Raw genomic sequence first — 13,864 nt, forward strand, 5'->3', positions numbered from 1 at the left:
ACAGCGCATTCTCCACTTCGAACAGGCAGGAGGGAGACCATGTTCAAAATTTCGAAACCGTCAGAGAACCGGCTGGACATCGAGCTGTCAGGCGGTCTGGACGCGGATGAGATGCGAGAGGCTCTTGAGTCCCTCACGGTCGCCTCGCAGGACATGGCCGGAGGCAAGATGCTCTACAGGATTTACGACTTCGAGATGCCAACCTTCGGGGCCTTGGCGGTCGAGTTCCAGCAGTTGCCCAAGCTCTTCGGTGTGATCGGCCGCTTTGGCAGATGTGCAGTGCTGTGCGATGCCTCGTGGATCCGCACGGCGGCGGAGATCGAAGGCGCGCTGATCCCCTTTCTTGAGATCAAGAGCTTTCCGCTGGCAGAGGCAGAGGCCGCCGAAGCCTGGCTGGAGGATGGTGTGGGGACGGACGAGGGTGGAGATTCGAACGTTCCGGTTTGACCGTGCAAGTTCGACCGATGGTCGGATCGGTTTTCAGATGACGGGGGCCACTCAGAGCACCAGCAAAACAGTGTTCAGCCTCGGGCGGGATTTGAGCGCTGAGCACCCTCCCTGACCGCTTTCGTGATGGCATGGTAGCTTTTGCAGCCAGACCCGTAAGACCGTCAGGCATAAACAAAAAGGAGAGGCATTATGCAGAAGACTATCCTGGCCATCTTTACGTTCGGAGCCGCCCTTTCGGTGCTGGTGTCATGCGCCGCGCCGCCCGGGCAGAACCAGGTCATGCCAACGCGTGCAGATGGCGGTGCCTTCTTCGCCGCGAACTGTGTGGCCTGCCATGGGGCGGACGGCAAAGGCCGGGGCACCGCCGCGACGGCGCTCGCCCCTGCGCCGACGAACTTGACGACGTTGAGCGCCCGAAACGACGGCGTTTTCCCGGCCGCTCGGGCGCTGAGCTACATTTATGGTGATCCGGAGACCAGCCACCTCGCGCGGGTCATGCCGCAGTTCGGCGGGGCAATGGCCGAGGATCTTGTGCCGGTCGAGATCGACGGCGTGCTGACACCGACACCGAGAGAACTCGCGGGCTTGCTGGTCTATCTGGAGAGCATCCAGGAGTAGTGCAGCAAGGGGTCGAAAGCGGCGTACCGGGCTGTTTCGGTAGGAGGCCATCTAACCCGTGGGATGGGCCGGACAGGCCAAACGATCCGACATAGGTCGTGCGCGGATATGGTCCTGTCCGGTTTCGCATTGGCTGGGGCACAGGGCCATCAACGGAGTGGTATTCTGGGATGGCACGCTGTCATCACCAGTCCCAAAGGACCTCTAGGAGGCCCGTCGAGAGAAGCGAAGGGCGGGGGCCACCGCAGTGGACGCCGCCCCTGCAATCAGACGAAGCTGAACATATCGGCGTCAAGGTTTGCCAAGTCGGTGTCGCGGAAGGTCAGGTGGTCGTCGTCGTTGAAGACGAGGGCGACGGAGTTGCGCGAGACCGTTGCGATCTCCAGAAGATCCTCGAAGTTGTCGAACCCCTCCATGTCGATCACGACCTGATCAGAGGGCAAGCCGACGCCCGGTTCTGCGTTCCCGACTTCGAAGTCGGTGATCAGGTCATGGCCGCCATTGAAGACAAATGTGTCGGCCCCAAGGCCGCCGCGCATCTGATCGTTTCCGGCACCGCCGTTGAGAAGATCATTGCCGTCCGACCCAATCAGAAGATCATCGCCCTCCTCTCCGAAGAGCGCATCGTCCGAGAAACCGCCCTTGAGCCGGTCGTCATCGGCGCCGCCGTAGAGGGTGTCTTCGCCCCAACCGCCATCGAGGCGGTCTTGGCCCGCGTCACCGCGCATCACGTCGTGACCCCGATCGCCTTTCAGACTGTCATCGCCGTCACCGCCGGACAGAAGATCATCGCCGTCTCGTCCATTGACCCGGTCGTCGGCGGCGCCTCCGCGCAGAAGATCCGTGTCAAGCCCGCCGCGATAGCCGCCTGCCGAGGCGGCAGGCGTGTCTGACGTGGTGAAGTTGAACGTTGACGTGTCGCCTGACGCGATCCCTTCGAAGGCCTGTCCGGTGGTGTCGAGGAGTGCACCGCCCTCGATTTCGACGGCGTAGCGGCTGTCCGCTTGAAGCTGCGAGGGAGGCGTGATGACCACCCGGTCGCCGTCAAACGTGACGAGACGCGGATCGATCACGTCGATTTCAGTACGCGCGCCGGTGTCGCGATTGACCAGGGTGATTGTCCCTGTGCCGGCGGTGACCTCCTCGGTGAAGTTGAGCGTGAGAACGGTGTCGTTTGCCACGTCACGCTCATTGTCTGCTGGTGTTGCCGATGTCAGGAAGGGCGCGGCATCGGCGTCGAAATCCACCTGACGCGGACTGTAGACCGGTCCGTCGGAGGAATAGCCCAAGCGTCCGTCGGAGTTCGACCCCCAGGTGAAAATCGCGCCGGTGTCGCTGACGGCGATGATGGAGTTCGGCCCGGTCTGGATCTCGACGATTGTGACATCATCGAGTTCCGCGATCTTGGTGGGATAGAAAGCGGCTTCGCTTTCAAGATCCGGGTCGCCGTCGAGGCCTCCGGTCGGGCCTTCGTCATTTGGACCCCAGGCATAGACGTCTCCATCCTTGGTCAGTGCCATGGACCAACGCGCCCCGCCCTTGATGTCGATAATCCCCTCGGGCAGTCCGGTCAGTTCAATCGGCGCTGCGACGTCCTCGGGCGCTGGCGTGAACGTACCATCGCCGTTGTCCTGCCCCTGCAGCAGCTGACCTGTGCGGCTTTCCCCCCAACCGAAGACCCGCCCATCGGCGGTGATGGCATAGGACGTGCGCCCCTCACCGGAGACTGCAACGATTGTGTCCGGCAGGCCCTCGATCAGCGTTGGCGTGATCACACGGCGATCCTCGGACGGGCTGACCTGGTTGTCGGTGTTGCCACCGAAGCCATAGACGTCACCCTCCGCTGTCAGGACCAGCGTATGCGTGACCCCAGCCGAGACCGCGACAACGGTTTTTTCGGAGACGGCCTCAATGACCGCCGGAACCAGGCGTTCGTCCTGGTCGCCGGTCCCCAATTGGCCGTTGGTATTGCTGCCCCAGCCGTAAAGCGTGCCATCTGCGGCAATGGCGAAGGAGGTGCCGTTGCCGTTCTCGATGCCGGTGATGTCAATGTCATCCAGTGCGCCGATCTTCTCGGCCGAACTGCGCGCCTCTTCGTCACCCAGACCGAGGGGCCCGCGGTTGTTGAAACCGAAGGCGTAAACATCGCCGTCGTCTGTGAGGAAGGTCGTGTGCAGGAGCCCGCCTGCGACCGATACGATACTGGCATCGAACCCTTCGGGCAGGTTGACGGGCACGGGGGTCTTCACGTCGAACCCGGTCGTGCCGTTGCCAAGCTGGCTCACAACGTTCTCGCCGGAACTATAGAGCACGCCATCCCGAAGGAAGACCGAGAAGTGATTGCCAGCGCCGGCAGTGGCGGGGACCATCACTGCATTGCTCTCATAGGGTTCGACGGCGCGAGGCCGCTCCAACTGGGCGTCATATTGATCGGAGCCGAAGAGGCTTGTCTCATCGGCATCGAAATAGTCGCCATCGCCGTTCAGATTGGTCAGCTTGACCACATTGGCATCGCCGCCGAAGCTGTTGGCCGTCAGAATCAGGCTGCCCTCCGCATCTGCGGCGATGGAGAAACCGATATCAGCCGGGATGGCACCCGGCATGAAATTCGCGTTCCAGACTTCCGTGGCCTCGAAAACGCTGTCGATTTGGCCGGAGCCGTCGAGATCGGTCAGGCGGTAAACCTTGAGGATCTCATCGGCATCGGGGAACCAGGTCACCGTGTAGAGCGACCCGTTGATACCCACCGCGCTGGAGATGTCGACCGGTGCTCCGAAATTCATGTCATCGGAGATGAAGTCGGTGACTTCCGTGGGCTGAATGACGCCGTCGGCATTGAGATCTTCGATACGGAAGATCACATCCGTTGCCGCGCCGTTCAGATCGTTCAGATACGCAAGGTTGCCATCAAAGCTCAGGTCGAAGGGCACTGCGGTGTCGATGATGGTCTGGACATCGAGCCAGACCGTTGCCTCGCCCGCGTCATTCGCATCGCCGTCGCCGTTGAGGTCCACCGTCCGATAGATCGCGTCCTGCGGCGTCGAGGTGGTTCCGGCGTTGGCGATGTAGATGGCACCGTCGGGCCCTTCGGCGATCCCGTTGGGTGTGACGGTCGACAGACCGCCTGCGTTCTCAGCGGAGAACCAGACCACAGCCTCCCCCGCATCCTGCGCGTCGCCGTCAGCGTTCCTGTCCGTTAGGCGATAGACCGTATCGCTGCTGCCGTCTCCAATGAAGACGGAGCGATCTGCCGCCTGATGAACGGTGAAGACATTGCCGGTCGGCTCCGTCAGGCTGCTTTCATTTGTTGCGTCGAAGAAGACCCGCGTCTCATCCGCGCTGCTGGCCGTTCCGTCCCCGTCCAGATCCCGCAGCAGCAAGAGCTGATCCTTGCGTTGATCCGCGACCAGAATTCCCGTTGTTTGTGTAGATAAGCGTCCCATATGGCCACCCCCAAGAAAAAGAGAGAGCCTCGCGTGCAGCTGGGTACTCGATGTCGATGAATAAGGATGCAGAGCATCCACCTCGTATGTGACGGATTTTCAGACTGGGGTGAACCCCCATTCGGCATCGGGTTTATGCTGGGCGGTTACAGGTGCTCGGATGGAGGGCACGGGCGGAGAGAGACCGACCGTCGACAAACTAGGGCACGGCAGTGTTCTTTGATGGTTAGTGACTTGACCCCGCTCTATCTTTGGCGACGGGTGTCACCTTCGGATAGGGGGCTGGACCGTTGGCAGGCGGTGACGCAGTGATTGCGGGCCCCGGGGGCGGTCCGCCTCGAAAGAGACCGCCCACTTTACTCAAACCCAATGTTGGAGCCGGTGTCCGGATTATATGGCGACCTTGGCGTGGCCACTGTGCTTGGTCTGCAGCAGGATCGGGGCGGCGTTGGCGGGCGTTGCTTTCGGCGGGTTTTTCGGGGACCCAATGGTCAGATGATATATCAGACGACTAGCGGCAGATGACATCTGTCAGAGTCCTTGCCGCGGCACTTAATGCGGCATCGTCAAAGCCGGCATATCCAAGCAGGAGGCCCTGAGGCGGATCCGGCAGGACCGAATGTGCCGAGAGCGCGCGGACGGTCAGACCTGCCGTAGCGCATGCAGCGGCGATATCGCGGTCGGTCTTGTGTGATGCAAGAGCGGGCTTCAGCGCGACGCACAGGTGCATGCCGGAGCGATCCGGGCGCAGATCCAAATGTGCGCGCAGCGGTGCCAGCTCCGCCAACAGATGCGCCTGGCGTTTGGCGTAGGTGCGGCGGCAGCGGCGCAGATGGGTTGCGAATTCGCCGCTGTCCATGAAATTGGCCAGCGCAGGCTGAGGAACAAGAGACGCATGGGTGCCAGCCTGCTGCAGCCTTTTGCAAGCAACGTCGATCAGGGCGGTCGGGATCACGACATAACCCAGTCGCAGTGCTGCGCTGAAGAGCTTTGAAAAGCTGCCCAGATACACCGTGCGCTGCAGACGGTCGAGGCCCGAAAGGGACGGGAGCGGCTGACCTTCGTAGCGAAATTCGCTGTCGTAGTCGTCTTCGATCAGCAACGCATCACCTGTGCGGGCCCAGTCCAGAAGCGCCAGTCTGCGCGCCAGAGGCATCGCGCGCCCTGTCGGGAAATGGCGCGAGGGTGTGACAATGGCTGCCCGTGCCCGCGGCAGGCGGGCCGGATCGAGACCGTCGGCGTCGATCCGGAGTGCCTGTGTCTTCAGGGCGGCGCGCTTGAGCGCGACCCGGAGCGGGGACCAGCCCGGGTCCTCCATGATGACCGGCGATCCCGTTGGCAGCGTCGTGCGAAACAGCAGATCGAAGGCGTCAGATGCGCCCGCGGTGACGATGATCTGCGCGGGGTCACAGTCAAGCCCTCGCCAGGCGGCTAGATGCGCGCTGATCGCTTGGCGCAGCGGATACCAGCCAAAGGGGTCCGGCGTGGCCAGAAGGTCTGCCTCGGGCGCCCGCCAGGCCCGCTCGAGATGCCGCGCCCAGATGCGATGCGGAAAGAGCGCGGGGTCCGGCAGTCCGGTCTGAAAGGGCCGGGGTCGCTGTGGCGGTGCGGGCAGGGCTGACGCGGGCGGGGCAGGGGGCGAAAGGTGTGGCAGATGATCGGCGACAAACGTGCCGCCACCGGCGCGCGCGGACAGGTATCCTTCGCCCAGCAACTGATCATAAGCCGTCGTGATGGTCATTCGGGACACCGAGAGCTCCGCTGCAAGCGTGCGGCTGGCTGGCAGGCGTGCGCCGCAAGCGTGTGGGTGCGCCAGAACCAATCTGCGCAAGGTGTCGGTGAGTTGCACATGCAAGGGCTGCGCAGCACCGCGGTCCAAACTGACACCAAAGAGCGCGGTGTTGAAATTGGACTGGGATTTTTTATCGGTATTGGACATGTCGTCCCGTCCAATACGCTGGTAGCAGCGGCCAGACAACCACAGCCGGAGCGCCTGCCATGACCGAGACCTTACCCATCACCGACCGATCCCGCCTGCGACGTCTTCACACACGTGGGCATTTCGATCGTGACACGATCAATGCCATTCTCGATGCGCAACCGCTCTGCAGTGTCGGGTATGTGTTTGATGGCAAACCATATGTGACGCCGACCTTGCAGTGGCGGGAGGGCAATCACGTCTACTGGCATGGCTCATCTGCGAGCCGGGGGTTGCGGCGGTCGAAGGATGCGGAGGTTTGCCTGACCGTATCTATCCTGGATGGATTCGTGCTCGCGCGCTCCGGCATGCATCATTCGGTGAATTCCCGGTCGGTCATGCTCTACGGCAGAGCGACCAAGGTCGAGGATCCGGAGGTCAAGCTCGCCAAGCTGCGGACCTTTGTGAACGGGCTTTTCCCGGGCCGCTACGACATGCTGAGGCCGGATCATGCACAGGATCTGAAGGCCACAATGGTGTTGGGGATGGAGATCGCGGAAGGCAGCGCGAAGATCCGCACGGGCGGACCTGTCGACGACGAGGAAGACTATGCGCTGCCGATCTGGGCGGGAGTGATCCCGGTCCGCACCGAAGTTGGCGAGGTGATCCCCGACCCGCGCAACCTGGATGGGGTTGAGATGCCAGAGCACGTTCGGGACTTCCGTCTGCCGTGATCTCTCAAAGGTTGTGGTGGGCCAGAAAGGCCTTGGCCTTGTCCATACAGGCGTGCCAGGCCGGCTCATGGCCCAGCAGGATATGGTTTTTGCTGTCGAGCACGACGAACTCGGCGCCAGGAATGCTCGCCGCCAGCGCCCGCCCCTGATCCAGGGCGATCCGTTCATCGTCGCGGGCATGGAACACGATGGTCGGGACCTGGATTTTAGGCAGATCTTCACGCACGTCGATGGTTCCGAAGGCCTCCTGAAAGCGCACGGCGTTTTCCGGCGAGACCGTCAAGCGTTGGAATTCGTCGAACCATTCGAGGTCTTCCGGCCTGGCGTCGGGCATGAAGGTTTGCGAGAAGATATGGCGGTAGGCTGGGTTCGACGTGCCCCACCCGTGCCGCGTCAGCGTGAGGACGGCTTCGCGGCGTGCTTGTTCCTCGGCACTCGCGCCGATCCGCCAGCCGGTGGCGTAGCCGGCGACCAGAATCAGCCCCGAAACACGCTCCGGGTGGCGCGCGGCATAGGCGACGCTGACCGCGCAGCCTTGGGAGATGCCCAGCAACGGAAAGCGCTCGAGCCCCAGCGCGTCGACCACCGTTTCAAGATCACGGACGAAGGCCTCAAATGTGATATCCTTCACATCCCAATCTGACAGGCCATTGCCGCGTTCATCATAGCGGATGAAACGGCGATCCATGGCCCAGGCGTCAAATGTCGGGCCCCAGATCGGGCTGTTGCAGTCGAGCTCGAGATGATTGAGCCAGTTCGCCGCCTTTACGAGGGGAGGACCATCGCCGATGCTGGCGTGCGCGATCCGCACACCGTCGCTGGAGCGGCAAAAGCCGATCTGTTGTTTGCGCAGCAAGCGCCGAGGTCGTGCCTCAACCGGTCGGCTATGATGTGCGGTTTCGCCCGATGCCACCGACGCCTCCGGCATCAATGGACCTGAAACGGAGAGACCGGCAGCCTTGGCGGCGGCGAAGAAGTCTGCCTCGTGCTGGCGGGCTTCGTCCTCGCGACCTGTCTGGGCCAAGGCCTGTACGAGGCTGCGTGCGGCGTCTTCTTCGAGAGGCGTCTGCTCCTTCCAGCGCCGGGCCCATTTGACCGCCTCTGCCCGCCCGATTTCTGGGTGCAGCGCCAGACGGCGCAGCACGTTGCGCCGCAACAGCAGCACATCTTCGCGCTCGGAGGCGAGCCACAGTTGAAAATCTTCGGCACCTGCCTGCGCAAGCCCGTCGAGCAAGGGCTGCTCCAACTGCGCAGCCATTTCGCGCAGATCCTCGGGCGGCAGGAACGGTGGCTCATCCAGAAGCCGCGCCCGGATCGCCAGCAGGTCGACCTCGGTTGCTCCACCAGAGAAGGCGACACGTTCGCGATCAGCAACGATGTGGGCCTCTTCGGTGCCATCGACGGCGGGCCTGAGTTTGCTCAGCGCCCACCGCAGAGACCCGCGCGGATCGTCGGGCAGATCCCAGAACAACTCGCAGAGCCGCTCCCGTCTTACCGGGCGCGCGGTGGCCACAAGATACCCCAGAACGGCCCGGGCCTTGCGGGAGGCGGGCAGGGCGACAGGCGTGCCATTTCGGGTGACTGCCAGCTCGCCCAGCAAGGAAATGCGCAGCGACGGATCCATAAAGCTGCCTTCTGCCCGAAATAAAACGGTTGGACCAGAAAAATTCAACGCTGGTGACAACGCTGGTTCAAACGATGGGGCTCCAGACAGCGTCATTGTTTATGAATTGGAGTTTTTTGTGATGATGAAATTGCCGCATGTAAGTGACCGCCCGTTTCTGACGGATGCGGGGCTCGAGACGTGGTTGCTGTTTCAACGCGGGTTCGATTTGCCGTTCTTTGCCTCGTTTCCCCTGTTGCAGGACGCGGCAGGGCGCGCCGCGATGACAGAATATTTTTCCGGGTTTCTGACGCTGGCGAAAGAGCAGAGCACAGGCTTTGTTCTCGACACCTGCACCTGGCGGGCAAACCCGGATTGGGCCGCGCGTATGGGGCATGATGCCGTCGCTCTGGCAGAGATCAATGCGGAGGCTGTACGCTATGCGATGGCTCTGCGCGATGGCGCTGAGGCGCGCGATGCCGTTTTGATCAATGGGGTGGTCGGTCCGCGGGACGATGGTTATGACCCGGCACAACTGATGTCGGTCATCGAAGCGCGCGCCTATCATCAGCTGCAGGTCGATGCCTTGGCGCAATATGGCGTCGATCTGGTCTCGGCGATCACGATGACCAACACGGCGGAAGCCATCGGCATCGCCAATGCGGCTGCGCAGGCCGGTGTGCCCTGTGTGGTCAGTTTCACGGTCGAGACCGATGGGCGTTTGCCCACAGGGCAACACCTGTCGGAGGCCATTGCCGAGACCGATGCCAAAAGTTCCGAGAGGCCGGTCTATTACATGATCAACTGCGCGCATCCGGACCATTTCCGCGACGTCGTCGGTCAGGGAACATGGCGCAACCGAATCTCCGGTCTACGCGCCAACGCGTCGCGCCTGTCGCATGCGGAACTCGACGCCTGCGAAAGCCTTGACGATGGCGATCCGCAAGAGTTGGGGGCTCTATATGCCGACCTGAAGGCGTATCTGCCCCGGCTGAACGTCTTTGGCGGGTGCTGCGGCACCGATTTGCGGCATGTGAGCAGTATTTGTCAGGCGGTGCGGGCCGCCTGAGACGGCAGACTTCTGCAGATGTGTTCGTGCGTGGACAACGACCGCGATCATCCCGTCCTGACGTCGTTTCGAGGGAGCGACGTCAGGCCGTCCACCGGCGCCATATGGACCGATCCCTCACTCATTTAACGATTGGATACGACAATGTTTAAGACTATTTTCCTTGGATCGCTTTTGGCCCTGACCTCTGCCCTGAGCGTCAAAGCCGCAGAACCGATCACCCGGTTTGATGTAGCAGAAGATCACACCCGCTTTGCCTTTGCGCCAGCTCCCCTGCTTGAAAGCGGGATGCCGGCTCACGGCAACCCCTTCGTCACTCAGGGCTACATCTATCCCGCTGGCACGTTGATGGACGGCACCGATGGCGTTCTGGAAGATGGCAGCCCGGCCTTCCCGGATCTGGTGCTGGGCAGCTGGACCTGTGACGGTTGGTTCGTCGGCGATGGTGGCGATGCGACAACCGGCGTCTGGCTGGTCAGCCGCCAGATCATGCAGTTCAATTCCGGTGCGGTGATTGTCACCCAGGGCACGGAACTGGCCGATGTGGGTGTGCCAAACAGCCGCCCGATCACGGCCTCGACCGGTGTCTACGCCACATTCGACGACGCGATGGAACAGACGCTGTTGGGCTTTCATAGTCATATGGGTGTTCAGGCCCGCTTCGTGATTGCCGAAGATGACTACGAGGCACAGCGCCGCTTCTACGAGGACTGATCCCACCGCATCAAAGAGACACAGCGCCCGGCGTGCAACCGCCGGGCGCTGGTTTGACTTCAGAAAGATATCACCATGACAATGACACAGCACAAGACTTTCACGATTCGTCCGGCCACGGCAGCAGACGCCGAACATCTCGTTCATTTCACGGTTTCGGCAAGCAAGGGCCTGTCGCTGATCACCTGGGAGGATGCCAAGCAGCCGGGTGAGACCGCGATGGATGCTGGGCTGCGCCGTGCACGAGAGGGCACGGGCGGTTTTTCCTTTCGCAAGGCGGATGTTGCGGAGTTTGAGGGGGAGGTGATGTCCGGCATCGTCTCCTACCCGATCGCACCCGATGGGCAGAGCGATACCTCGGATATCCCGGAGGTGTTCCGCCCGCTCGTCATACTGGAAGAGCGAGCTGGCGCAAGTTGGTACATCAACATCCTTGCCACCTATGAGCGTGCGCGCGGGCACGGCGCGGCTTCACGCCTTATTCAGCACGTCGAGGCGCGCGCCAAGGCAGCCGGGGAGGCGCGCATAAGCATTGTCGTGGATGCGGTCAACCCGGCCATGAAGCTTTATGAGCACCTAGGCTTTGAGGAGGTCAGCCGCGAACCCTTCGGCCAATCGGGCGACGACCATCCAGAGGGACACTGGGTGCTCATGATCAAGCGGATCTGACGGATTGCGCGCAGCACTGGTCTGACTGTGCAAACAGGTGGTCCGGCGGACATGCCGGGCTATCTGCGCTGGCATGGACGGGAAGCGACATACATGAGCAGTCAGGCACGCGTAGCGATCATTGGCGCCGGGCTCACAGGGCTTTCGCTGGCGCACGCGCTGCGAGATGCGGCGGAGGTGACCGTCCTTGAGAAATCGCGGGGGGTCGGCGGGCGTATGTCCACTCGCCGGGCAGCCCCTTTTGCCTTTGATCACGGGGCACAGTATTTTTCGGCCCGAGGGGCTGCTTTTGCCACGTTCTTGGAGCCGTTCCTCTCCCGTGGGATCATAAAGCCGTGGGCGCCTCGTCTGGCTCTTCTGCCGGAGGGCTCGGGGGCTGCGCCGGACTGGTCGAGCCCACGCTATGTCGCGGTACCCGGCATGACGGCTCTGGCCAAAGCCCTCGCAGAAGAGCTTGACGTCGAGCGGGCGGTCCACGCGGAGACATTGAAAAAACGCGCCGAGACGTGGCACCTGATGTGCCGAGAGGGACGGGAGTTCGGCCCCTTCGACTGGGTCATCTCTACGGCTCCGGCAGCGCAGACGATGACCTTGATGCCTGAGGAGTTTTCCGGTCAAGCTGCTTTGGGCGCAGCGAAGATGCTCGGATGCTACAGCCTGATGCTCGGATTTTCGGAGCCGCTTGCCTTGCCGTGGGAGGCTGCCTGGGTGCAGCAGGATCCGCTAGGCTGGATCGCGGTCGATACGTCGAAACCGGGTCGCGGCGCGGCGCACTCCATCCTGGCACAGACGTCCAACAGCTGGGCAGAGGCCAATCTTGAAAGAGATCAGTCTGAGGTTCAGGCGGAGTTGCTGCGGGCATTTGGCGACGTGACAGGCCAGTCGCCCCGGCAGGCCGCGTATGTCAGCCTACATCGTTGGCGCTATGCCAGCGTGGCGACGCCGGCATCGTCACCCTTCCTGATCGATACCGAACGTCGGTTGGCAGCGGCGGGCGATTGGTGTGGTGCCGGGAAAGTGGAGGCAGCGTTTGACAGCGCATCGGCATTGGCCGACGCTTTGCGCCCAACGTTGGCCGAGCAGCGCTCAACCCAATAACGCGCTGCTGCCCGCATAGACCAACCGCAGCGCCATGAGTGTCAGGATGATGGTCAGCATGCGCTTGAACAGGGGCTCATTGATCCGCAGCAACACAGATCTCCCGGTCAGCGTGCCGAGAAATCCGAACAGGATCAGAAGCGCCGTGAATGCGGCCCACTGGGTGAAGGCGAAACCCAGAAGACCGAAGGCGATGGTCTTGAGCAGGTGCTGGACGGTCATCATCGCGGCATGCGTTCCGACATGGCTCATACGGTCAAGCCCGAGGGTCTTGACGAAGGCGGCAACGAAGGGGCCGGTGCCTCCGACGAACATTGTCAGACCGCTGGAAAGCGCCCCCGTGATGCCTGCAGAGCGTTTCATGATCTGTGGTATTGGAAGATGAACCGTCCAGAGAATGAAGAGGCCCACAAGGATTTGCAGCAGGCCGGCATCCAACTGGACGACCACGCTGCTGCCGAGCGCGACACCAAGCAGGGCACCCATGACAAATGGGGCCAGTGGCGCAGTGTGAATGTAATGGCGAAAAGCAAAGCTGCGGCCGGCATTTGAGCCGAGTTGTAACAGGCCGTGCACAGGTATGATTGCGGGCGGGGGCAGGAAGGTCGCCATGGCTGCCAGCATGATCGTGCCGCCGCCGATGCCGAAGGCGGCGGTGATCAGTGAACTGAGGAAGCTGAGGACAAGCAGCAGCGCTGCAATCGGGCCATCCAGCCCGGCAAACAGCAGATCAGCGGCAGTCATGCTTGGGGACGGTTTTCGGCGCCATTGACGTTCGCTTTTTTCTGGGGCTGTGCAAGATCAAACCACGTCGACGGTCATGCGTCCCAGCCCTGCAATTTCGAGATCCATCACGTCTCCGCGTTGCACCGGACCGACGCCTGCGGGTGTGCCCGACAGGATGACGTCGCCGCCAGCCAGGGTGAAATACTCCGAGAGATAGGAGATCATTTCCGGCACTTTCCAGATGAGCTGATTGAGGTCGCCGCTTTGCCGCATGCTGCCGTTCAACGTGAGCGTGACGGCGCCTTCTTTTGGATGCCCGATGGCGGTAACGGGGTGGATCGGGCCGACAGGGGCCGACCGCTCGAACGCCTTGCCGATCTCCCAGGGACGGCCCGCGTTCTTCATCTGACCTTGCAGATCGCGCCGTGTCATGTCGAGTGCGATGGCGTAGCCAAAGACATGATCCAGCGCCTTGTCCGCGGCGATGCCCTCTCCGCCGGATCGGAGCATCACCGCCAGTTCCACTTCGTGATGCACGTCAGAGGACTGTGCGGGGTAGGGGAACTGACCGCTTGGATCGAGGTTGTCGGGGTTTTTCTGGAAGAAAAAGGGGGCCTCGCGGTCCGGGTCATGACCCATTTCGATGGCATGTGCGGCATAGTTCCGCCCGATGCAATAGACCCGGCGCACCGGAAACCGCGCATCGGTCCCGACGACAGGCAAGGCAGTCACCAAAGGGGCGTCGATCACATAGTTCGGCATGGGGCCTCCGGTTTTGTCTGGTCGTGCGGCGACCATAGCGGATTTATACGCGAGAACCAT

Annotated in this window: 12 protein-coding genes; 7 read left to right on the forward strand and 5 right to left on the reverse strand. The window is 62.2% G+C overall.

Annotated features, from left to right (window positions below; genetic code table 11):
- Positions 1 to 39 precede the first annotated feature (39 nt).
- Both Q1A71_RS03645 and Q1A71_RS03650 read left to right on the forward strand, forming a co-directional pair.
- Complete coding sequence (locus tag Q1A71_RS03645; protein ID WP_299671858.1) at positions 40 to 447, forward strand: STAS/SEC14 domain-containing protein; 408 nt, start codon at positions 40 to 42, stop codon at positions 445 to 447.
- Positions 448 to 639: 192 nt separating this feature from the next.
- On the forward strand, positions 640 to 1,068 hold the full coding sequence (locus tag Q1A71_RS03650; protein WP_299671860.1) for a c-type cytochrome: 429 nt from the start codon (positions 640 to 642) through the stop codon (positions 1,066 to 1,068).
- 266 nt (positions 1,069 to 1,334) lie between these two features.
- On the opposite strand, the gene Q1A71_RS03655 is transcribed toward Q1A71_RS03650, so the two are convergent.
- Positions 1,335 to 4,511: an Ig-like domain-containing protein gene (locus Q1A71_RS03655; protein ID WP_299671862.1), complete on the reverse strand. Its 3,177-nt coding sequence runs from the start codon at positions 4,509 to 4,511 to the stop codon at positions 1,335 to 1,337.
- Positions 4,512 to 5,022: 511 nt separating this feature from the next.
- Positions 5,023 to 6,450, reverse strand: coding sequence for a PLP-dependent aminotransferase family protein (locus Q1A71_RS03660; RefSeq protein WP_299671865.1), 1,428 nt, complete (start codon positions 6,448 to 6,450; stop codon positions 5,023 to 5,025).
- Positions 6,451 to 6,509: 59 nt separating this feature from the next.
- Here Q1A71_RS03660 and Q1A71_RS03665 point away from each other — a divergent pair, with 59 nt between their 5' ends.
- Positions 6,510 to 7,163 (forward strand): pyridoxamine 5'-phosphate oxidase family protein, encoded by a 654-nt coding sequence (locus tag Q1A71_RS03665; RefSeq protein WP_299671867.1) that lies wholly within the window; start codon positions 6,510 to 6,512, stop codon positions 7,161 to 7,163.
- A 4-nt stretch (positions 7,164 to 7,167) separates the two neighbouring features.
- On the opposite strand, the gene Q1A71_RS03670 is transcribed toward Q1A71_RS03665, so the two are convergent.
- The gene (locus Q1A71_RS03670; protein ID WP_299671869.1) at positions 7,168 to 8,787 is read right to left on the reverse strand and encodes an alpha/beta fold hydrolase; all 1,620 of its coding nucleotides are present in this window, start codon (positions 8,785 to 8,787) and stop codon (positions 7,168 to 7,170) included.
- A gap of 121 nt (positions 8,788 to 8,908) precedes the next feature.
- Here Q1A71_RS03670 and Q1A71_RS03675 point away from each other — a divergent pair, with 121 nt between their 5' ends.
- From Q1A71_RS03675 to Q1A71_RS03690, 4 genes are all read left to right on the forward strand, one after another.
- Positions 8,909 to 9,835, forward strand: a complete 927-nt coding sequence (locus tag Q1A71_RS03675) for a homocysteine S-methyltransferase family protein (RefSeq protein WP_299671871.1) — start codon at positions 8,909 to 8,911, stop codon at positions 9,833 to 9,835.
- Between the two features lie 144 nt (positions 9,836 to 9,979).
- Positions 9,980 to 10,549: a hypothetical protein gene (locus tag Q1A71_RS03680; protein ID WP_299671873.1), complete on the forward strand. Its 570-nt coding sequence runs from the start codon at positions 9,980 to 9,982 to the stop codon at positions 10,547 to 10,549.
- A gap of 75 nt (positions 10,550 to 10,624) precedes the next feature.
- Entirely contained in the window at positions 10,625 to 11,218 is a 594-nt protein-coding gene (locus Q1A71_RS03685; protein WP_299671875.1) for a GNAT family N-acetyltransferase, read from the forward strand.
- Between the two features lie 93 nt (positions 11,219 to 11,311).
- Positions 11,312 to 12,316, forward strand: coding sequence for an FAD-dependent oxidoreductase (locus Q1A71_RS03690; protein ID WP_299671878.1), 1,005 nt, complete (start codon positions 11,312 to 11,314; stop codon positions 12,314 to 12,316).
- Here Q1A71_RS03690 and Q1A71_RS03695 read toward each other — a convergent pair.
- Both Q1A71_RS03695 and Q1A71_RS03700 read right to left on the reverse strand, forming a co-directional pair.
- Complete coding sequence (locus Q1A71_RS03695) at positions 12,305 to 13,060, reverse strand: sulfite exporter TauE/SafE family protein (protein ID WP_299671880.1); 756 nt, start codon at positions 13,058 to 13,060, stop codon at positions 12,305 to 12,307. The two genes, Q1A71_RS03690 and Q1A71_RS03695, sit on opposite strands and share 12 nt — an antisense overlap.
- A 57-nt stretch (positions 13,061 to 13,117) precedes the next feature.
- Positions 13,118 to 13,804, reverse strand: a complete 687-nt coding sequence (locus tag Q1A71_RS03700; protein WP_299671882.1) for a fumarylacetoacetate hydrolase family protein — start codon at positions 13,802 to 13,804, stop codon at positions 13,118 to 13,120.
- Positions 13,805 to 13,864: the final 60 nt, after the last annotated feature.

The organism is uncultured Roseobacter sp. (assembly GCF_947493125.1).
Classification (GTDB): Bacteria; Pseudomonadota; Alphaproteobacteria; order Rhodobacterales; family Rhodobacteraceae; genus Roseobacter.

Bases quoted from the DNA above. Each gene is read 5' to 3' on its own strand.
- Q1A71_RS03645 (WP_299671858.1), top strand. From the start codon at position 40: ATGTTCAAAATTTCGAAACCGTCAGAGAACCGGCTGGACATCGAGCTG.
- Q1A71_RS03650 (WP_299671860.1), top strand. From the start codon at position 640: ATGCAGAAGACTATCCTGGCCATCTTTACGTTCGGAGCCGCCCTTTCG.
- Q1A71_RS03655 (WP_299671862.1), bottom strand. From the start codon at position 4,511: ATGGGACGCTTATCTACACAAACAACGGGAATTCTGGTCGCGGATCAA.
- Q1A71_RS03660 (WP_299671865.1), bottom strand. From the start codon at position 6,450: ATGTCCAATACCGATAAAAAATCCCAGTCCAATTTCAACACCGCGCTC.
- Q1A71_RS03665 (WP_299671867.1), top strand. From the start codon at position 6,510: ATGACCGAGACCTTACCCATCACCGACCGATCCCGCCTGCGACGTCTT.
- Q1A71_RS03670 (WP_299671869.1), bottom strand. From the start codon at position 8,787: ATGGATCCGTCGCTGCGCATTTCCTTGCTGGGCGAGCTGGCAGTCACC.
- Q1A71_RS03675 (WP_299671871.1), top strand. From the start codon at position 8,909: ATGATGAAATTGCCGCATGTAAGTGACCGCCCGTTTCTGACGGATGCG.
- Q1A71_RS03680 (WP_299671873.1), top strand. From the start codon at position 9,980: ATGTTTAAGACTATTTTCCTTGGATCGCTTTTGGCCCTGACCTCTGCC.
- Q1A71_RS03685 (WP_299671875.1), top strand. From the start codon at position 10,625: ATGACAATGACACAGCACAAGACTTTCACGATTCGTCCGGCCACGGCA.
- Q1A71_RS03690 (WP_299671878.1), top strand. From the start codon at position 11,312: ATGAGCAGTCAGGCACGCGTAGCGATCATTGGCGCCGGGCTCACAGGG.
- Q1A71_RS03695 (WP_299671880.1), bottom strand. From the start codon at position 13,060: ATGACTGCCGCTGATCTGCTGTTTGCCGGGCTGGATGGCCCGATTGCA.
- Q1A71_RS03700 (WP_299671882.1), bottom strand. From the start codon at position 13,804: ATGCCGAACTATGTGATCGACGCCCCTTTGGTGACTGCCTTGCCTGTC.